The sequence below is a fragment of the Salinibacterium sp. AL4.1 genome (assembly GCF_059767305.1).
Genome location: NZ_JBSOQK010000001.1, coordinates 768,736 through 786,804, shown reverse-complemented (window position 1 = coordinate 786,804; position 18,069 = coordinate 768,736). Strand labels below are relative to the sequence as shown.

18 protein-coding genes and 1 tRNA gene are annotated in these 18,069 nt (G+C 62.4%); 12 read left to right on the top strand and 7 right to left on the bottom strand.

Features of this window, described 5'->3' with window-relative positions; all coding sequences use genetic code 11:
- Positions 1 to 30: 30 nt before the first annotated feature.
- Entirely contained in the window at positions 31 to 963 is a 933-nt protein-coding gene (locus tag ACWTV3_RS03875) for a diacylglycerol kinase family protein (RefSeq protein ID WP_498476923.1), read from the top strand.
- A 66-nt stretch (positions 964 to 1,029) separates the two neighbouring features.
- Here the strand turns inward: ACWTV3_RS03875 and ACWTV3_RS03870 are convergent, their stop codons facing one another.
- Positions 1,030 to 1,482, bottom strand: a complete 453-nt coding sequence (locus ACWTV3_RS03870; protein ID WP_498476922.1) for a hypothetical protein — start codon at positions 1,480 to 1,482, stop codon at positions 1,030 to 1,032.
- A 91-nt stretch (positions 1,483 to 1,573) separates the two neighbouring features.
- Between ACWTV3_RS03870 and ACWTV3_RS03865 the strand changes: the two genes are divergently transcribed.
- Together ACWTV3_RS03865 and ACWTV3_RS03860 are read left to right on the top strand one after the other, a co-directional pair.
- A tRNA-Glu gene (locus ACWTV3_RS03865) sits at positions 1,574 to 1,646 on the top strand.
- Between the two features lie 268 nt (positions 1,647 to 1,914).
- Positions 1,915 to 3,159 (top strand): acyl-CoA dehydrogenase family protein, encoded by a 1,245-nt coding sequence (locus tag ACWTV3_RS03860; protein ID WP_498476921.1) that lies wholly within the window; start codon positions 1,915 to 1,917, stop codon positions 3,157 to 3,159.
- Here ACWTV3_RS03860 and ACWTV3_RS03855 read toward each other — a convergent pair.
- From ACWTV3_RS03855 to cmtR, 3 genes are read right to left on the bottom strand one after another with little or no spacing between them, the layout of a single operon-like run.
- On the bottom strand, positions 3,156 to 3,818 hold the full coding sequence (locus ACWTV3_RS03855) for a DsbA family protein (RefSeq protein WP_498476920.1): 663 nt from the start codon (positions 3,816 to 3,818) through the stop codon (positions 3,156 to 3,158). The genes ACWTV3_RS03860 and ACWTV3_RS03855 overlap by 4 nt on opposite strands.
- Entirely contained in the window at positions 3,815 to 5,818 is a 2,004-nt protein-coding gene (locus tag ACWTV3_RS03850) for a heavy metal translocating P-type ATPase (RefSeq protein WP_498476919.1), read from the bottom strand. The genes ACWTV3_RS03855 and ACWTV3_RS03850 overlap by 4 nt, the downstream gene beginning before the upstream one ends.
- The gene (cmtR, locus tag ACWTV3_RS03845; protein ID WP_341619527.1) at positions 5,815 to 6,186 is read right to left on the bottom strand and encodes a Cd(II)/Pb(II)-sensing metalloregulatory transcriptional regulator CmtR; all 372 of its coding nucleotides are present in this window, start codon (positions 6,184 to 6,186) and stop codon (positions 5,815 to 5,817) included. The genes ACWTV3_RS03850 and cmtR overlap by 4 nt, the downstream gene beginning before the upstream one ends.
- Before the next feature lie 238 nt (positions 6,187 to 6,424).
- On the opposite strand from cmtR, the gene ACWTV3_RS03840 reads away from it, so the two are divergent.
- A complete protein-coding gene (locus tag ACWTV3_RS03840) occupies positions 6,425 to 7,426 on the top strand; it encodes a TerC family protein (protein ID WP_498476918.1) in 1,002 nt (333 codons plus the stop codon).
- 134 nt (positions 7,427 to 7,560) lie between these two features.
- Here the strand turns inward: ACWTV3_RS03840 and ACWTV3_RS03835 are convergent, their stop codons facing one another.
- Positions 7,561 to 8,649, bottom strand: a complete 1,089-nt coding sequence (locus ACWTV3_RS03835; RefSeq protein WP_498476917.1) for a Glu/Leu/Phe/Val dehydrogenase family protein — start codon at positions 8,647 to 8,649, stop codon at positions 7,561 to 7,563.
- A 211-nt stretch (positions 8,650 to 8,860) separates the two neighbouring features.
- Here ACWTV3_RS03835 and ACWTV3_RS03830 point away from each other — a divergent pair, with 211 nt between their 5' ends.
- From ACWTV3_RS03830 to ACWTV3_RS03800, 7 genes are all read left to right on the top strand, one after another.
- Positions 8,861 to 9,268 (top strand): DUF3592 domain-containing protein, encoded by a 408-nt coding sequence (locus tag ACWTV3_RS03830; RefSeq protein ID WP_498476916.1) that lies wholly within the window; start codon positions 8,861 to 8,863, stop codon positions 9,266 to 9,268.
- A 99-nt stretch (positions 9,269 to 9,367) separates the two neighbouring features.
- Positions 9,368 to 10,828 (top strand): 3-isopropylmalate dehydratase large subunit, encoded by a 1,461-nt coding sequence (gene leuC, locus ACWTV3_RS03825; RefSeq protein WP_498476915.1) that lies wholly within the window; start codon positions 9,368 to 9,370, stop codon positions 10,826 to 10,828.
- The gene (gene leuD / locus ACWTV3_RS03820; RefSeq protein ID WP_100388553.1) at positions 10,828 to 11,424 is read left to right on the top strand and encodes a 3-isopropylmalate dehydratase small subunit; all 597 of its coding nucleotides are present in this window, start codon (positions 10,828 to 10,830) and stop codon (positions 11,422 to 11,424) included. The genes leuC and leuD overlap by 1 nt, the downstream gene beginning before the upstream one ends.
- An 8-nt stretch (positions 11,425 to 11,432) precedes the next feature.
- Positions 11,433 to 12,800, top strand: a complete 1,368-nt coding sequence (murA, locus tag ACWTV3_RS03815; RefSeq protein WP_498477935.1) for a UDP-N-acetylglucosamine 1-carboxyvinyltransferase — start codon at positions 11,433 to 11,435, stop codon at positions 12,798 to 12,800.
- A gap of 6 nt (positions 12,801 to 12,806) precedes the next feature.
- Complete coding sequence (locus ACWTV3_RS03810) at positions 12,807 to 13,577, top strand: lysophospholipid acyltransferase family protein (protein WP_498476914.1); 771 nt, start codon at positions 12,807 to 12,809, stop codon at positions 13,575 to 13,577.
- 1 nt (position 13,578) lies between these two features.
- Entirely contained in the window at positions 13,579 to 14,610 is a 1,032-nt protein-coding gene (locus ACWTV3_RS03805) for an NAD(P)H-dependent glycerol-3-phosphate dehydrogenase (RefSeq protein WP_498476913.1), read from the top strand.
- 3 nt (positions 14,611 to 14,613) lie between these two features.
- Positions 14,614 to 15,732: a D-alanine--D-alanine ligase family protein gene (locus tag ACWTV3_RS03800; RefSeq protein WP_498476912.1), complete on the top strand. Its 1,119-nt coding sequence runs from the start codon at positions 14,614 to 14,616 to the stop codon at positions 15,730 to 15,732.
- Positions 15,733 to 15,799: 67 nt separating this feature from the next.
- On the opposite strand, the gene ACWTV3_RS03795 is transcribed toward ACWTV3_RS03800, so the two are convergent.
- Positions 15,800 to 16,336, bottom strand: a complete 537-nt coding sequence (locus ACWTV3_RS03795; protein ID WP_498476911.1) for a DUF3515 family protein — start codon at positions 16,334 to 16,336, stop codon at positions 15,800 to 15,802.
- Between the two features lie 23 nt (positions 16,337 to 16,359).
- Here ACWTV3_RS03795 and thiL point away from each other — a divergent pair, with 23 nt between their 5' ends.
- Positions 16,360 to 17,352 (top strand): thiamine-phosphate kinase, encoded by a 993-nt coding sequence (thiL, locus tag ACWTV3_RS03790; protein ID WP_498476910.1) that lies wholly within the window; start codon positions 16,360 to 16,362, stop codon positions 17,350 to 17,352.
- A 57-nt stretch (positions 17,353 to 17,409) separates the two neighbouring features.
- On the opposite strand, the gene rsmD is transcribed toward thiL, so the two are convergent.
- A complete protein-coding gene (gene rsmD / locus ACWTV3_RS03785) occupies positions 17,410 to 17,982 on the bottom strand; it encodes a 16S rRNA (guanine(966)-N(2))-methyltransferase RsmD (RefSeq protein WP_498476908.1) in 573 nt (190 codons plus the stop codon).
- Between the last annotated feature and the right edge of the window lie 87 nt (positions 17,983 to 18,069).

Sequence of the window (18,069 nt, the reverse complement as noted above, 5' to 3'; positions counted from 1 at the left end):
CGGATGCGAGGCCGTGCGACATACTGAAGTGTGGAGTCGATCAAACCCCTGCGTCTTGTTGTCGCGATCAATCCCACAGCATCGTTTGGGCGTGGCAGAAATGTCGGCCCGCGTGCTGTTGAAGCGTTGCGCGCCCTCGGGCATGAAGTCACTGCCCTCGAACAACCCAACTTTGCGTTGCTGCTCAAGCGCGGCCGTAAGGCGGTAGCGAAGAAGCCGGATGCTCTGCTCGTTGTTGGCGGCGACGGCATGGTCAATCTGGGCACCAATCTCGTCGCGAAGACGAAGGTGCCGCTGGGAATCATCCCCTCGGGCACCGGTAATGACATGGCCCGCGGCCTGGGCATCCCTTATTCAGATACGGATGCCGCTGTCGCCAGTGTTGTGCGCGGCTTGGCCCGACCGCCGCGGGCGATCGATGCCGGTAGCGTCACCTACGTCGATGAAGCGACGGGGGCGGCGGCTACACGCTGGTTCGCGTGCGTGCTTTCGGCGGGTTTCGACGCCATCGTCAACGAGCGCGCTAATCTCATGTCATGGCCGCGCGGTGCCAGTCGCTACACGGTGGCCCTCGTTATTGAACTGCTGCGCTTGCGCCCCATCAAGTACAAACTCACTCTCGATGGCACGGTCATCGAAACGACGGGCGCTCTCATCAGCGTGGGCAACAACGTGTCGCTGGGCGGCGGCATGAAAGTGACGCCCGATGCTCTGGTGGATGACGGTCTGGCCGATGTGCTCGTCGTCGAAGCTCTTTCACGCTTCGCTTTCTTGCGCGTTTTTCCGCGCGTCTTCAAGGGGACCCATCTCACCGATCCGCGCGTCACGGTGCATCGGGCCAAGAAGATTCGGATCGAGTCCGAGGGCATCACGGCCTATGCCGATGGTGAACGGTTCGCGGCATTGCCCATCGACATCAAGATGGTCTCGGGTGTGCTGAATATTCTCGACCAGCGACCGTAGTCGCGGGAGTCGCGGGTCAGCGAGTCGGCGCCTCGGAAGTTCAGGGGCGCAGCGACTCAGCGCCGTCTAGGCTTCGGGTGTTGCGCCGTCAGTCGCAATGCAGGCGTAGTCCGTCATGAGTGTGCCGTCGTCGGTCGTGCGCTCGGAAATAATGAACTCTTGATCGGGGCGGTCGCCGTCAGCGACGGTCTCTTTGAACGCGCTGAAGGTGTCTGAGCAGGCTGACGAGACCGCGTTCTGCAATCCGCCCGCCTCAGTGATGGCGCTCTTGGCGAGTTCGCCCTTGCCGATCACGATGTGCGTGTGCTCCGCCGTGCACGGGGCAACTTCGGCTTCGCTGAGGTCAGATCCCTCCACAAATGTGAAGCAGTCAGCCACGAGCAGTTGAGTGGAGCCAATGACGGTTGGTTCGAGCACCTGGCCGGCAGCATCCCGAGGAATTTCTGGAGAAAGTAGAGAGCACCCGGCGAGCGCAACAATGGCTGCAATGCTGAGAAACGTGGCGGTGGTGGCGCGCATGAAGGCAGTCAAGAAAAATCCAGAGGTTCGAAAATGGCGGATGTGGAAAAAGTTGCCCAAAAGATGTGGCATACTTTTCTAGTTGTTGTGAGGCCCCATCGTATAGAGGCCTAGTACGCCGCCCTCTCACGGCGGTAACGCGGGTTCGAATCCCGCTGGGGTCACAGTAGCAAAATCCCGGTCACGTTCGTTTGAACATGACCGGGATTTCTTCGTTAACGGCACACCCAGTTCAGGGGGTTACGGGCGGCGTCACCGAGGGCCACTGGGCGCTCGGCCTCGGTCCTGTCGCGGCGACGTTTTGGTCCACTCGGCGTAACACCGAGTAGCCGTACGAAAAAAGGCGACACAAACTCCATATCGTGCTGATTCAGGCACAGGATGTAGTCCACCCATTCAGAAAACGGGGTCGACAACTCAAGGAGTATTGCTATGTCTGATGTCACCATTGCCCGTCCCGCGATCGAGAACCGGTGGGCTGAAATCGCCCGCCCCACCAGCCCCGAAGGCTGGCTCGAACGCGCTCACGAAGTCTCCGACATCCTCGCGGCCGACGCCGTCGAGCGGGATGCCGCGAACCAGCCCCCGCACGCGGAAGTTGCGCTTCTCAAAGACTCGGGGCTCGTCACGCTGCTCGGGCCGGTCGAGCATGGCGGTGGTGGGCAATCGTGGCAGACCACGTACAAGGTCATCCGCACCATTGCCCGGGGCGACGGCTCGATCGGGCAACTGCTGGGCTACCACTATCTGTGGGCGTGGGCTGCGCGCCTCGTCGCGACCGACGAGCAAATCCTCGCGGTGGAGAAGCACTACACGGAGAACAACTTTCTCTTCGGCGGGGCCGTGAACCCCCGCGACTCTGATCTGGTGGTCACGGATGAGGGCGACGAGATTGTCTTCACGGGAAACAAGTCGTTCTCTACGGGCGGCGTCGTGTCTGACCTCACCGTACTCGAGGGCATCCTCGAGGGAACCGACACCCACGTCTTCGCTATCGTGCCCACGGCTCAGCCGGCGATCGTGTTCAACAGTGACTGGGACAACCTCGGCCAGCGACTGACCGAATCTGGTTCGGTGCAGATCAACGGCGTACGCACCGGATGGTCGTCAGCCCTCGGCTTCGTGAACAAAGAGTTCCAGCCGCTCACCTACGGCACGCTCAACGTGCCCGCGATCCAACTGGTCTTCGCGAACTTCTATCTCGGAATCGCGCAGGGAGCGATCGAAGCCGCATCCTCGTACACGCGCACGAAGAGCCGCGCTTGGCCCTACGGCGGCGACAACAAGGCTCACGCGAGCGAGGAGTGGTACATCCTGGCTGGCTATGGCGAATTGCAGTCAAAACTCTGGGCGGATGAGGCCCTGCTGGATGCGGTCGGCAGCGAAATCAGTGCCGTGCTTCACGCGCCGCGCACCGAGCTCACCGAACGCCGTCGTGGCGAAATCGCGGTGCGCATTGCAGCGGGAAAACTGCGCATCAGTGACGATGGATTGGAAGTCGCGACGAAGGTGTTCGAGCTGACGGGCGCGCGAGCATCCGCCAACTCAGTGGGGCTCGATATCTACTGGCGCAACCTGCGCACCCACAGCCTGCACGACCCTGCGCCGTACAAGAAGCGCGAAGTTGGTCAGTACGTGCTGCTCAATGAAGTGCCCGAGCCGAGCTGGTACACCTAGCCCTTGACTGCGGCGTCAACAGCCTCTGGCAGATTCTCGAGACGGCTCGTCTCGATGTATTCGTCATTCACGAAGAAAGTGGGAGTGCTGTTGACGCCCAGCTCAACACCGGCGTCGAAGTCGGCCTCGACGCGCGCCTGAGTGGCGGGGTCGGCAACGGCGGCATCGTAGGCATCCAGATCGAGGCCGATTTCTTCTGCCAGCGCGCGGAAGGCATCCGTCTGCGGGGGAGTGCCGCCGGCCCAGTCGCCCTGAGTTTCGAAGAGTCGCTGGTACATGGCCTCGAACTCACCCTGCTGGGCGGCAGCCTCGGCAGCGATAGCGGCATCCATCGAATTGAGGTGGCTGGGCAGCGGGAAGTAGCGAACAACGTAGTTGATGTCGCCCTCGTAAACCTCGCGCATCGCCTCGACATACGGGTAGAACTGGCCACACGCGCCACACTCGAAGTCGAGGAACTCAACAATCGTTACGGCGTCCGGCCCGACGTTATCGACGTAGTTCGAGTCGCTGGCCACAGTGGAAGCGAGCTCCTGAGAATCGGTGCTGCTGGCGGTCTCGGAGTCCGCGTTCTTGGCCGTGACGTACACGAACACGAAGGCGGCAACGAGCGCGAGAATCCCCAGCGCGGCGAAAGTGGGCAGGAGGGCTTTCTTCACACGAGACTCCGAACAGGCTGGGGTTGGTGGCGATCGCTCAGCAGCGCGCGCGAATCAAGGCTAGGCGAAAGCCGCGCTGCCCGCAGGCCATTGAGGATAACTACCAGCTCCGCAAGTTCGTGCACGAGCACGACCCCGGCCAACCCGAGAACGCCGGTGAGCGCTAGCGGAAAGAGGCCCACGATAATCGCGAGCGACAGCACGATGTTTCCCGTCATGATGCGACGCCCGCGCCGCGCATGAAGCAGCGCCACTGGAATGAGGCGCAGATCGCTGCCGGTGAAAGCGACATCCGCCGACTCGACGGCAGCAGCGGAGCCGGTAGCGCCCATTGCGATGCCCACATCGGCCGTCGCGAGAGCGGGGGCGTCGTTGATGCCATCGCCGATCATCGCTGTGGGGGAGTCGTTGGTCAGGCTGGAAATCGCGCTGGCTTTGTCGGCAGGCAATAGCTCGGCGCGCACATCACTGATGCCCGCGTCGCGCGCGATCGTTGCTGCCGTGCGCGCGTTGTCTCCGGTGAGCATGAGCGTGCGGGTGCCCGCGCTCGCCAACTGCGCAACAGCTTCAGCAGCCTCGGGTCGCAGTTCGTCGCGGATGCCGAGGAGCCCGATCACGATGCCCTCGCGCTCGATCGCCATGACTGTCATGCCGTCGTCGGCTAGGCGCACCGCGGCCGGCGACAGTTCGCCAGCGTCCATCCACCGGGTGCTTCCGGCGCGCACGGAAACACCGTGGAGCGTACCCGATATTCCGCGACCGGCATCTTCGCGAACGTTCTCGGCTTCCGCGTGTGCAGGCTGCTCGGCGAGTACTGCCTGGGCGAGCGGATGCGTGCTGTGAGTTTCGAGCGCGGCGGCGATATTGAGCACTTCATCCCGGGTCACGGTAGCTAGCGTCTCGACAGCGACAACGCTGGGCCGATTTTGGGTGAGCGTGCCGGTCTTGTCGAAAGCAACCGTGCGGATGCTGCCCATTCGTTCAAAGGCGGCGCCCGACTTCACGATGATGCCGAGCTTGCTTGCCGACCCAATGGCCGAGATGACGGTCACGGGAACGGCAATCGCGAGAGCACACGGAGACGCGGCGACGAGCACGACGAGCGCACGCTCGGTCCAGAGCTCGGGGTCACCGACGAGGAAGCCAAAGCCCACAATGGCCGCAGCCACGCCGAGGACGATCGGCACGAGCGGGCGCGCGATGCGGTCCGCCAGTCGAGCTCGATTACCCTTCTGCGCGTTGGCTTGTTCGACAAGCTTCACGATGGTGGTGAGCGAATTGTCAGTGCCGTTTGCCGTCGCGCGGATGCGCAGGGCGCCTTCGCCGTTGATCGAGCCGGCAAACACCGCGTCGCCGGTCTCCACCGTCGCTGGCATCGATTCGCCTGTGATCGCAGAGGTGTCGACACTGCCGCGGCCACTCGCGACTATGCCATCCGTGGCCACGCGCTCGCCCGCTCGCACGACAAGAATGTCGCCGATCATGATGTCGCTCGCCGGCAGGGTGAGTGGTTTCCCGTCGCGCTCGACCAGGGCGGCGTTGGGGATGAGGGAGAGCAGGGCCCGCAGGCCATGGCGGGCACGATCCATCGCGCGGTCTTCGAGCGCCTCGGCGATAGAAAACAGGAACGCAAGGGCGGCTGCTTCGCCGACATGGCCCAGGAGCACGGCCCCAATCGCGGCAATGCTCATGAGTAGGCCGACCCCGAGAGAGCCGCGCAGCAAGCGGCGTACTGTGCCGGGCACAAATGTTGCCGCGCCGGCGATCAAGCTCAGGCTCTGAAGAACGGTCACGAACCAATCTGCGCCGCCCGTCCAGCCCGCGACGAGGGACGCCGCCAGCAGGATGCCTGAAGTTGCGGGGAGACGCAGCCCGCGGTCTTTCCACCACGGAGAGAGGTCGTCGTGCGCGGCGCCAGCGGTGACGGTCGTGGGCGGAGTGGGGGAGTCGCTAGCGCGGGACTTCGGCGGAGCATCCACTCCGCAGCATTCTTCGCTCACGCGGTCACCTCGGCGGCCGTATTTGGGGTACAGCAGAACGGGTCATTGCAACTGTCGCCGGCGCAGGGCGTGCCATCGTCGACCGCGAGCACGACGTTCACGACGTCGTTGAGGGCGTGGGCAAGATGGGGGTCCGAAATCTCGTAGCGAGTCGACCGCCCTTCAGGCGTTGCCACTACAAGTCCGCAGCCGCGCAGGCACGTGAGGTGGTTAGAGACGTTGCTGCGCGTGAGCTCAAGGTCGTGGGCCAGTTGCACGGGGTAGCCCGGCTTCTCGAGCAGTGAAAGAAGAATGCGAGCACGAGTGGGGTCAGTCATGGCGCGACCCAAACGGTTCATGACATCGACGCGAGAAGCAATAGTCAGCATGTGCTGACTATACAGCGGATGCTGACCTAAAGCGTGCTCGTGAAGCTGTGAATTTCTCGGCGGCGTTCAGCACAGCGTCGGCTATCATGGTGCACGCGAAGGGGAGTATCCCACCTCGTTGTCCTCGTCAATACGAACCACTCGGTAGTGGTTCCGGGGCAGCGGCATCCACTCGGTTTCTGGATGCGGGAGAGACTTTCGAGACCTGCTACGCCTCGAAAACCTTGAACGGAATCTCTTGACCACTCTGCCTATTTGGTTCGAAGTCACGTCGCTGACGGTGCTGTTGATCATCCTCACTGCCGACCTGATCATGGCGTACAAACGTCCGCATATCCCGAGCACCAAAGAATCAGCCTTGTGGGTCGGTTTTTACGTCTCGCTCGCACTGATTTTTGCGCTGCTCATGTTCCTGCTTGGCGACGTTGAGCAGGCCGGACAGTTCATTGCCGGTTGGGTCACGGAGTACAGCCTCTCGATTGACAACCTCTTTGTGTTCGTCATCATCATGGGGCGCTTCTCGGTGCCGCGAAAGTACCAGCAAGAGGTACTGATGGTGGGCATCCTGATCGCCCTCGTGCTGCGCGGAATCTTTATTCTGCTCGGTGCTCAGCTCATCGAAAACTTCAGCTTTATCTTCTACATCTTTGGCGCATTTTTGCTCTACACCGCCATTCGCCAGGTGTTCGAAGACCACGACGACATGGAGGAGACCGAGAGCGGAATCATCCGCTTCTTGCGCAAGCACATCAACATTTCGCCGATCTTTGACGGTGGCAAGGTGCGCACCGTGATCGACGGCAAGAAGGTCTTCACCCCGATCCTTGTTGTCTTCGTAGCTCTCGGCATCACCGACCTCGTGTTCGCGATCGACTCGATCCCGGCCATCTTCGGAATCACGACAGACCCGTTCATCGTGTTCACCGCGAATATCTTTGCGCTGATGGGACTGCGTCAGCTCTACTTCTTGCTCGGCGACCTCATCGACAAACTCGTGTACTTGCACTTCGGCATCGCGTTCGTGCTCGGCTTCATCGGCGTGAAGCTGTTCTTCCACGCCATGCACGTCAACGAACTGCCCTTCATCAATGGGGGAGAACCGATCCTGTGGGCGCCCGAGATCGGCACCTGGACCTCGCTCATCGTGATTCTCGTAGCCATGGCCGTCGCCGTCATCGCGAGCCTGCTCAAGATGAACAGCGACAAGAAGCGTGAAGCTATCTCTGTCGACAGTGAGTAGAGGCAGCTCGCTAGGGGCACTCGCCGCCTAACGGCCAGCACTAACGACAAACGCGCGGTGTCTGCACCCTGAGCCAAAACTCGGGGGCGCAGACACCGCGCGTTTCTGTTGTAACGAAATAAGTGCGCGAAGGGCTAAATCGTGGTGGCGAGGCGAGATTGCGCGAGGCGCTCCGCGGCGTCCAAGGTGGTGATGCCCTGGGCGGCGGCGTCGCGGAAGATGGTCGTGACCGTGTCACCGATAGCTTCCACGCGTGTGGCAATCGCGTCAGTATCCGCATCGGGTTCTGAAGTCATGTCGAGGTAGATCACGCCGCCGCCGTTAACCACGAAGTCGGGAGCCCAGAGAATGCCGCGCTCAGCGAGTGCTTCAGCGCCGTCGTGCTGTGCGAGCTGGTTGTTGGCGGCGCCCACGACACCGCTGACGTTGAGTTCGCGGATGACGCGGGGGCTCAGTACGCCACCCAGCCCACAGGGAACAAAGATGTCGGCCACGACGCTGTGAGCTTCGTCGACGTCGACCCAGTTGGCATCGAGCTCGGCGGCGAGCAGTTTGCGGTCGAGGTTCACATCGGTGACGGTGAGCACGGCGCCGGCGGCGGTGAGGGAGCGCGCGAGGCGGCCACCGACCTGGCCGAGGCCCGAAACAATGAGGTGGCGACCAGCAAGGTCGCGCGTTCCGAAGAGGGCTTCGCACGTGGCGAGGATGCTCGCGTGAACGCCAGCGGCAGTCGCGTCCGCGGGTTCACCGGCTCCACCCTGATCGGCAGGGAGACCACAGACGTGTTCGGTGCGCTCCGCGACAACCGACATGAGTTCGGCGCTCGTGCCGACATCCTCTGCCGTCATGTACGCGCCGTTGAGGCTTTCGATGGCATCGCCCAGATCGAGCATCGCATCGCGCTTCTGTTCGGTCGTCAGCGTGACACCCATCGGAATGTGGATGACCGACTTTCCGCCACCGCGGTTGAGGCCGGCGGCCGAGTTCTTGAGCGTCATCGCGGCAGAGAGGCGCAGGGAGTCTGCAACGGCATCCGTCCAGTGCGGGTAGTTCCACATTCGGGCACCGCCGAGGGCTTGCCCGAGAACGGTCGAGTGGACTGCGACGCTGATGATCAGGCCGGAGCGCTTGCCCGTTGACACGAGAACTTTCTCGTGACTGAATTCGGCGTTTTCAAGAGCGGAGACCGGGGCCTCGAGCGTCGTCGATGCTTGCGTAATCATGTACTTCTCCTGCGTGTGGGCCTTGTGGGCAAAACAACAAAATGGCAAGTGGTGGTAGCACGAGGGTGGTGCGCTCTGGTCAGCATACCGCTGGGCTTCGGTGCTGTCGCCTGTTCCCCTGTGGCTTATGATCTGACCATTGCTTAGACGGTCAGGAACGGTCGTCGCGGCCCCGCTCTGCGGTGTACGCCGATGACAGAGAGTGCAGTTAATGAGTGACATTCCGGCGGCACCCCAGCCGCCCCGCCGCACCCCGGTGTGGAACCTCGTGAAGTTTCTGGTCATCCCGTTGATCGTCATCGCGGGCATCGGTTTTGCGACGCTCGGCAACCACGACGACCGGGCCACCATCCTCGACAAGGGCGTCGTTGCCGAAGCGGTGCCCACGGGCAATACGGTGGCGGAATCACAACGCGATGGCCGCCACACTATTCAAGTCGTGCGGCTCGAATTTAGCTTTGAAGTTGACGGCACAACGTACACGGCGTTGGGTGACCACACCTTCGACGAGGAGTCCTTTGACAAAGCAGCGGCCCTCGCGGCGAATGACTCTGCCGAAGTGCACTATCTCGACGACGATCCTGCGGCGGCAGTCGTGCTCGACAACGACTATCGCTAGCTGGCTTCGAAGTCGCAAAAGCGCGTTGCACGCGGCGTAGACTAGAGAGATTGAGCCGCGCTCTTTGCGGTGCGATCGTTGATTCGAAAGAGGTGCGCTATGGGCAAGACCCTGGCAGAGAAAGTGTGGGATGACCATCTGGTCGTCAAGGGTGCCGATGGCACGCCCGACCTTATCTACATTGACCTTCACCTTGTGCACGAAGTCACGAGCCCTCAAGCTTTTGACGGACTGCGGATGGCCGGCCGCCCGGTTCGCCGCCCCGATCTGACGATCGCGACCGAAGACCACAACACCCCCACGCTCGCCATCCACAAGCCGATTGCCGACCTCACGAGCCGCACCCAAATTCAAACGCTGCGCAACAATGCAGAAGAATTCGGCGTGCGCCTGCACTCGCTCGGCGACATCGAACAGGGCATCGTTCACGTTGTCGGCCCGCAGCTCGGGCTGACCATGCCTGGCATCACCGTGGTCTGCGGCGACTCGCACACCAGCACCCACGGCGCTTTCGGCGCCATGGCCTTCGGAATCGGCACGAGTGAAGTTGAGCACGTACTTGCCACTCAAACTCTGCCGCTCAAGGCCTTCAAGACCATGGCGATCACCGTCGAGGGCGAACTGCGCCCCGGCGTCACCGCGAAAGACATCATCCTCGCGGTCATCGCGCAGATCGGAACCGGCGGAGGCCAAGGGTACGTTCTCGAATTCCGCGGCAGCGCCATCCGCTCCCTCTCTATGGAGGGTCGCATGACGATCTGCAACATGTCGATCGAAGCAGGCGCCCGCGCCGGCATGATCGCGCCCGACCAGATCACCTACGACTACCTCAAGGGCCGCCCGCATGCCCCCGAGGGTGCTGACTGGGATGCCGCCGTCGAGTACTGGAACACCCTCGCGACCGACGAGGATGCGGTCTTCGATGCCGAAGTCTTCCTCGACGCCAACACGCTCGAGCCGTTCGTAACCTGGGGCACCAACCCCGGCCAGGGCGTCTCGCTGAGCGACAACGTTCCTGTTCCCGCCGACATCGCCGATCCCAACGAGCGTGCTTCGGCTGAGCGTGCCTTGGACTACATGGCGCTCGACGCTGGCATGCCGATGAAGGACATCCAAGTCGATGCCGTCTTCATGGGATCGTGCACCAACAGCCGTATCGAAGACCTCCGGGCCTTCACCTCGATCATTCAGGGCCGCAAGAAGGCCGACAACGTGCGCGTCATGGTCGTACCCGGCTCCGCACGCGTTCGCCTCGAAGCAGAAGCCGAAGGCCTCGACAAAATCGTCGAAGAGTTCGGTGCCGAGTGGCGATTCGCGGGTTGCTCGATGTGCCTCGGCATGAACCCCGACCAACTGGCTCCGGGGGAGCGTTGCGCCTCCACCAGTAACCGCAACTTCGAAGGTCGCCAAGGCAAGGGAGGGCGCACCCATCTGGTGTCGCCGCTCGTTGCCGCAGCCACCGCCATCCGCGGAACACTCTCAAGCCCGTGGGATCTCGAAAACAGCCCCCTGCCCGAGCAGCTGGCGCTCGCCGCTACGACCGCTGAGGAGTCACGCTAATGGACAAGATCACGACAATCAGCGGAATCGCTGTTCCGCTCAAGCGCAGCAACGTTGATACCGACCAGATCATCCCTGCCGAGTTTCTCAAGCGAGTAACGAAGACTGGATTCGACGACGCGCTCTTCTTCGGTTGGCGTCAAGACCCCGACTTCATTCTGAACCGCGAGCCCTACAGCCACGGCAAGATCCTGATCGCCGGCTCTGACTTCGGCACTGGCTCCAGCCGTGAGCACGCCGTCTGGGCGCTTCGTGACTTTGGCTTCCAAGCCGTGCTGAGTTCACGCTTCGGCGACATCTTCCGAGGCAACTCGGGAAAGCAAGGGTTGTTGGCCGCGCAGCTTTCTGAGGCAGACATCGAGTCGCTCTGGGCCCTCGTCGAGGCTGACCCTGAACTTGAAGTGAGCGTTGACCTTGAATCCCGCACCGTAACAGCGGGGTCCGCACAGTTCACATTCGAGATTGATGATTACACTAGGTGGCGTTTGCTCGAAGGCCTCGATGACATCGGCCTCACCCTGAGAAACGAAACAGACATCACGGAGTTTGAAAGCCGCCGCGAATCATGGCGACCCAAGACTTTGCCAGCGAAGTAGAGGTAACGATGAATCCATTGGCTCAAGACGCAACAGCGGCGGCCAAGCGATCCGGTCTGCATTCCAACCAAATCGTCATTAATGGTGGAAAGCCTCTTCGTGGACGCATCAACGTTCGCGGTGCGAAGAACCTCGCTACTAAAGCAATGGTGGCGGCGCTTCTCGCCGACACCCCCAGCGTTCTCAGGGACGTTCCGGCTATTAGCGACGTCGGCGTCGTTACCGGGATGCTTGAGGCCTACGGCGTTACGGTCACCGAGACCGGAGACGGCGAACTCACCCTCGACCCCAAAAACGTACTCAAGGCGCACTTCGCCAAGATTGACGCCCTTGCCGGCTCGAGCCGCATCCCGATCCTTTTCTGTGGACCGCTGTTGCACCGCCTCGGCGAAGCGCTGATCCCCGACCTCGGTGGTTGCCGCATCGGCGACCGCCCCATCGACTTCCACTTGGATGCTCTGCGTGCCTTCGGCGCTGTCGTCGACAAGAGCTATGAGGGCATTCGCCTCACGGCCCCCGATGGCCTCCATGGCGCGAACATCGACCTGCCCTACCCGAGCGTGGGCGCGACTGAGCAAGTGCTGCTCACGGCGGTTCTCGCCCAGGGCGTTACCGAGCTCAAGGGCGCGGCAATCGAGCCCGAGATCATGGATCTCATCGCTATCTTGCAAAAGATGGGTGCGATCATCAACGTCGAGCCCAACCGCGTCATCTTCATCGAGGGCGTCGAGAAGCTCAGCGGTTACAACCACCGCGCACTCTTCGACCGCAACGAAGCCGCGAGCTGGGCGTCCGCTGCTCTGGCCACCGGCGGAGACATCTTCGTTGAAGGCGCCATGCAGCAAGAGCTCATGACCTTCTTAAACATCTTCCGCAAGGTGGGTGGCGCCTTTGATATTGCTGAAGACGGCATCCGCTTCTGGCACCCCGGTGGAGCGCTCAAGCCCGTTGTTATCGAAACTGATGTGCACCCTGGCTTCATGACGGACTGGCAGCAGCCCCTTATCGTTGCGCTCACTCAGGCTGAAGGACGTTCCGTGGTTCACGAGACGGTGTACGAGAACCGTTTGGGCTTCACCGAGGCGCTCGTTGAGATGGGCGCGAATATCGAGGTGTTCGAAGCAGGAATTGAGTCGGTCAGCCGCCGCGTTCCTCGCCGTCCCCTCGAGCAGGCAGCGGTCATCATCGGCCCGACAGCGCTGCACGGTGCGGATGTTGAGATCCCCGACCTGCGCGGTGGATTCAGCCACCTCATTGCAGCGTTGACCGCTGACGGTCAGTCGACAGTCAGCAACATCGGGATCATTGCGCGCGGTTACGAACACTTCATCGACAAGCTCGAATCGCTGGGCGCTGACTTCGTCTACGAGGGATAGCCGCCGGTGACATCCAGCTCACCGCAGCCGAAGCGTGTGAAGTCGGAGAAAACGGCCGCCTTTCGGGTGCTCGCTCTTCTCCTGCTCCCCACGATGACCGTGTTGGCGAAGTTCAGATTGCACGACGCCCACCACGTTCCCGCTGAGGGTGCGTTCGTCATGTCGCCTAACCACTACAGCAACATCGATCCCGTCGTGATCGGCGTTGCCATGTGGAAAATTGGGCGGATGCCGCGCTATATGGCCAAAGCGTCGCTATTCAAGGTTCCCGTTGCTGGCTGGCTGCTCAAGAAATCGGGGCAGGTTCCCGTAGAGCGTGTCTCCCGCGGTCGCCAGAGCGGCGATCCCATGAAGGCCGCTCGTCAGATTGCTGACCAGGGCCTCGCGGTAGTGATTTATCCCGAGGGCTCGCTGACCCGCGAGCCCGACATGTGGCCGATGCGTGGCAAGTACGGTGCCGTGCGTACTGCGCTTGAAGCGGGCATCCCCCTCATCCCCACCGCGAGCTGGGGTGCGCATGAAATCCTGCCGCGGTACTCGAAACGTATTAGTGTTTTTCCCCGTAAGACAATTCACATTCGTTTTGGTGAACCCATCGATCTCTCGGAGTACGAGGGCAAGCATGTGGATTCGCGTGTGCTCGCTGAGGCAACGGAGAAACTCATGACTGCCATTACGTCGCTGCTCGAAGAATTGCGACAAGAGAGCGCCCCCGCCGTGCGCTACAACCCCGCCGAGCATGGTCAAAGCGAGACCGGCCGATTCGAGAGTAAATAACGTGATCAACGACAACGCTGAAACGCCCGAAACTCCCCGCCGCGTCGCCGTTCTCGGTGCTGGCTCCTGGGGAACCACGTTCTCCAAAGTTCTGGCTGACGGCGGCAACGACGTTGCGCTGTGGGCACGCCGCCCCGAGTTGGCTCGCGAAATTTCGCAGTCCAAGCGCAACAGCGATTACCTTCCCGGTATCAACTTGCCACGCTCCCTCTGGGCCAGCGACAAACTGCATGAGGTTTTGGATGGCGCCGAGCAGGTCTATCTCTCAGTGCCAGCTCAGTCGCTGCGGGAGAACCTGCGCATCGTTCGCGAGCTCATTCCAGAAGACGCGATTATCGTCTCGCTAATGAAGGGTGTCGAAAAGGGCACCGGAGCGCGAATGAGTGAAGTTATTCTGCAGGAGTTGGGCGTTGATCCCAACCGGGTTGCCGTGGCATCCGGCCCCAACTTGGCTCTAGAGATTGCCAAGGAACAGCCGACCGCTGCGGTCATGAGCAGTGCGAGCCTCGAAACCGCAACTGCGGTTGCCGTCACCGCACGCAACCGCTACTTCCGTTCCTTCGTAAACACCGATGTCATCGGCACCGAGTTTGGCGGAGTGCTCAAGAACCTCATCGCTGTCGCCATCGGAATCGTGGATGGCGTGGGTTACGGCGAGAACACCAAGGCCTCGATCATTACGCGCGGCCTTGCCGAAATGACAGACTTCTCGGTCGCCTTTGGCGCCCGCCCTGAAACCTTGGCCGGTCTTGCCGGGCTCGGCGACCTCATCGCGACGTGCGAGTCATCACTTTCGCGCAACAACACCGCCGGCCGCCTGCTGGGTCAGGGCTACAGCTTCTCTGAAGTTATCAAGCAGATGAACCAGACAGCCGAAGGCCTCTCGTCGGTGGCGCCGATTCTCGAACTCGCGCTCTCAAAGGGCGTAGACATGCCGATCGCCAGCCAGGTCGCCGAGGTCTTGGCCGGCACGCTCGCCCCGCGGGATATCGCGCCGCACCTCACCACTGACGACCTTCCTCAAGGGGAGTAAACGATGACGACTCAGCCCACACCAACCGCGAGTGGTCCTGTGACGGTAGTGCTGCTGTTCGGCGGTCGTTCTTCGGAACACAGCATCAGCTGCGCGACCGCCGGGGGAGTTCTCTCCGCGATCGATCGTGACAAGTACACTGTCATCCCCGTCGGCATCACTCGGGACGGCGCGTTTACGCTGCAGCCCGATCACGCCGAGACTTTCTTGCTGAACCCCGAGGCGATGCCCGAGGTCGTTGACAATGGCACGCGCGTGCGCTGGCCAGATTCGGCGGCGTCCCGCGAAATGACCGTGGTGGAGGCCGACGGCAGCGTTCGCAGCCTCGGCGACGTCGACATCGTGTTCCCTATCTTGCACGGACCCTTCGGCGAAGATGGCACCGTTCAGGGCCTCATCGAGCTCTCGGGATTGCCTTATGTCGGCAACGGCGTACTCGCCTCTGCCATGGGCATGAACAAGCACTTCACGAAGCTCGCGCTCGAGGCTGCCGGTGTTGCCGTTGCGCCGTGGGTGACCGTGTCGGCGCTCGACTGGCAGCGCACCCCGGATGTCTGGCGCAAGCGCGCATCCAGCCTGGGTTTCCCTGTCTTTGTGAAGCCTGCCCGCGCTGGCTCGTCGGTGGGCGTGACAAAAGTCTCGAGCCCCGACGAACTCGATGCTGCCTTCGCTACTGCCTTTGCCGAAGATTCCACTGCTCTCGTAGAGCAAGCAATGACCGGTCGCGAGATCGAGTGCGGAGTACTTTCGGGCCGCGATGGTGGCGAGACGCGGGTGAGCCTCCCAGGCGAGATCGTGGTCACCGGCCGCGATTTCTATGACTTTGAAGCAAAGTATCTCGATGTGGCCGCCGCCGAACTTATTTGCCCCGCGCCGTTGCGCGATGGCGAACTCTGGCAAATGCAGCGCACCGCGGCCCGCGCTTTCGAATCGATCGGCGGGGCAGGCCTTGCCCGCGTTGATTTCTTTTTCGACGGCTCTGAGTTTGTGGTCAACGAGATCAACACGCTGCCGGGTTTCACGCCGATCTCGATGTTCCCCAAGTGTTGGGCAGCGAGCGGAATGAGTTACCCCGAGCTGATCAACGAACTGATTGAACTCGGGCGTGAAACCGTTCGCTAGCTCGCTCTAGCGGAGCAGTTCGCGTCGAGCAGGAGCAAGGGGCGCCGAGTCCACCGTGGCATCTGGGCTATTCAGGCGCGTCGGTGTCCGTCGGTGCAATGGTGTCTGACAGGGCGACGCAGAAGCTGTCGGCGGGCACTTGGCTCACGGCCCCGGCTACGTCGCTCAAAGCGTCGAACCCAGAAACCTCGTCGCCTTCGATGTCGGGGTCACCATCGCTGTCGATGATGACCTGCACGGCAGGGTCGCGGCCGTATGACGTGAAGACGTAATTGGGGGCGTCGCTGTCGTCGCGCAGCCAGTCGATACCGTCTTCGGGCGCTGTGACACAGGCAAACTCAGCAGTGGGGTCAGGAACGGCAACGCCGCAGCGCAGCAGGATGGTGGCGGGTTCGCCCCATGCGCCGGTGCCCTGAGCATTGGTCTCGCGCTTGTCGAGCCCCGCGACAGTATCGGGCAGTCGCACGATGACGTCGGCGCACGTCGGGTTACCCGCGTCATCACCGGGCTCGAGCGGCACGATCGCCGCGCATCCGCCCAGCGTTGCCAGTAAAGGGACCATCGCGAGCAGGGCGATCAGGGGAGTGCGGGTCGTCGTTCTCATCGCCTTCAGGCTACCGTGAGTTCATGACGATTGACCGCGAGAGCGAGACCCCAGACACTCTCGGTGGCGTTGGCGAACTTGCTGCCCTGAAGCGCATTTTCCCTCGCCTGCCTTCTGCCGCTGCCGAGCTAATTGGTCCGGGCGACGATTCTGCCGTGTTGGCGACGCCGGACAAGCGCGTCGTGATCACAACGGACATGATGATTCATGGCCCCGATTTTCGGATGGCGTGGTCGAGCCCGTATGACCTCGGCTGGAAGGCCGCGGCCACGAACCTGTCAGATGTCGCTGCGATGGGGGCGGTGCCCACCGGTCTCGTGGTCGCGATCGCTGCCCCGAACGACACTCCGGTCTCGTCGCTCGAAGCGATTGCTGATGGCCTGCGCGAAGGCTGCGAGGCGCTGGCTCCCGGCAGCGGAGTCATTGGTGGCGACCTTTCGGTGTCGACCGTTCTCACAATTGTCATCACCGCTTTTGGAGATCTCGAAGGCCGCGCTCCCGTTTTACGCTCGGGGGCCCGCGTCGGTGATGTGATCGCGGTCTCTGGCACGCTGGGTCTCGCGGCCGAAGGGCTGCGGCTGCTCTTCGCCGAGGGTGTCGTCGACGGGGAACCGGATGCTGCAGCCGCCGCCGCGCTGGCAGCCCAGCATCCCGAGGCCATCGCCGCCCAACTCAGGCCAGCGCCTCCCATCGCGGACGGCAAAGCTGCCGCGCTCGGCGGAGCCACTTCGATGCTCGACCTCAGCGATGGGCTCGCGATTGATGCGCGCCGCATTGCGACGGCCAGCGGAGTGGGGCTCGACCTGTCATCCGAAGCGGTGGGTGGTCGAGTGCAACTCGATGGTGGCGAAGATCACTCGCTGTTGGCGACGTTCCCCGAGGGGGCAACGCTACCGGCAGGTTTTCGGGCGATCGGTCGCGTGGTCGAGGGGGAAGGGCTACTCGTCGATGGAGTCGCGTACACCGAGCGCGGTGGCTGGGACCCGTATGCCGGGTGGGATGGCGCGGCGGGGTAGCGCTCGCTCAGGCTCCACCCGCGAAGCTGTGCCCAGAAGTGCGAGCCTGCGGTACGGCTACTGCTCGCTCGGCTGCACCCAGTACAGGGTGGTGTCGCCGTAGTCTTTGCGGCGGTCGAGTTCGAGACCCGCGGGCCACTCTGGTTCGGGGTCGCGTGAACTGCGTTCCACAATCACGAGGGCGTCAGGGCTCAGTTGCGGTGCGAGCAATGCGAGAGCAACGTCGAGTTCGGCATTGCCGAGCTCGTACGGCGGGTCAATAAAGACGAGATCCCACTGATCACCGGATGTCTCCAAAAACGTGTGCACGGCGCGGGCGGCGGTGAGAATGATTGGCTTCGAACCGCGCGGAGCCTTCGCCGCGATGAGCGTGGCGTTCTTGCGGCACGTGTCGGCGGCGCGCGGATTCTTCTCCACCAGGGTCACGTGCGGTGCTCCGCGGGAGGCGGATTCGAGACCGAGGGCTCCGGAACCGGCATAGAGATCGAGCACGCGGGCGCCGTCGATGGCGTCGCGAGCTTCAAGTGCGGAGAAGATCGCTTCGCGCAAGCGGTCGCTCGTGGGGCGCGTACCCGCGCTGGGAACGGCAATCGTGAGGGAGCCGGCGTATCCGGCGATTATGCGTGTCATGGCCTTTCGAGCCTAGCCGTCTGAAGAACGCCAGTGGTCGCGGGTACTCTTCTAGAGTGACCTCGCCCCTTGATCAAAAGCTCAGCG

Coding starts and splice junctions, on each gene's coding strand:
- ACWTV3_RS03800 (WP_498476912.1), top strand. CDS start 14,614: ATGACGACTCAGCCCACACCAACCGCGAGTGGTCCTGTGACGGTAGTG.
- cmtR (WP_341619527.1), bottom strand. CDS start 6,186: ATGCTGACTATTGCTTCTCGCGTCGATGTCATGAACCGTTTGGGTCGC.
- leuC (WP_498476915.1), top strand. CDS start 9,368: ATGGGCAAGACCCTGGCAGAGAAAGTGTGGGATGACCATCTGGTCGTC.
- ACWTV3_RS03795 (WP_498476911.1), bottom strand. CDS start 16,336: ATGAGAACGACGACCCGCACTCCCCTGATCGCCCTGCTCGCGATGGTC.
- ACWTV3_RS03860 (WP_498476921.1), top strand. CDS start 1,915: ATGTCTGATGTCACCATTGCCCGTCCCGCGATCGAGAACCGGTGGGCT.
- rsmD (WP_498476908.1), bottom strand. CDS start 17,982: ATGACACGCATAATCGCCGGATACGCCGGCTCCCTCACGATTGCCGTT.
- ACWTV3_RS03870 (WP_498476922.1), bottom strand. CDS start 1,482: ATGCGCGCCACCACCGCCACGTTTCTCAGCATTGCAGCCATTGTTGCG.
- thiL (WP_498476910.1), top strand. CDS start 16,360: ATGACGATTGACCGCGAGAGCGAGACCCCAGACACTCTCGGTGGCGTT.
- murA (WP_498477935.1), top strand. CDS start 11,433: ATGAATCCATTGGCTCAAGACGCAACAGCGGCGGCCAAGCGATCCGGT.
- ACWTV3_RS03830 (WP_498476916.1), top strand. CDS start 8,861: ATGAGTGACATTCCGGCGGCACCCCAGCCGCCCCGCCGCACCCCGGTG.
- ACWTV3_RS03835 (WP_498476917.1), bottom strand. CDS start 8,649: ATGATTACGCAAGCATCGACGACGCTCGAGGCCCCGGTCTCCGCTCTT.
- leuD (WP_100388553.1), top strand. CDS start 10,828: ATGGACAAGATCACGACAATCAGCGGAATCGCTGTTCCGCTCAAGCGC.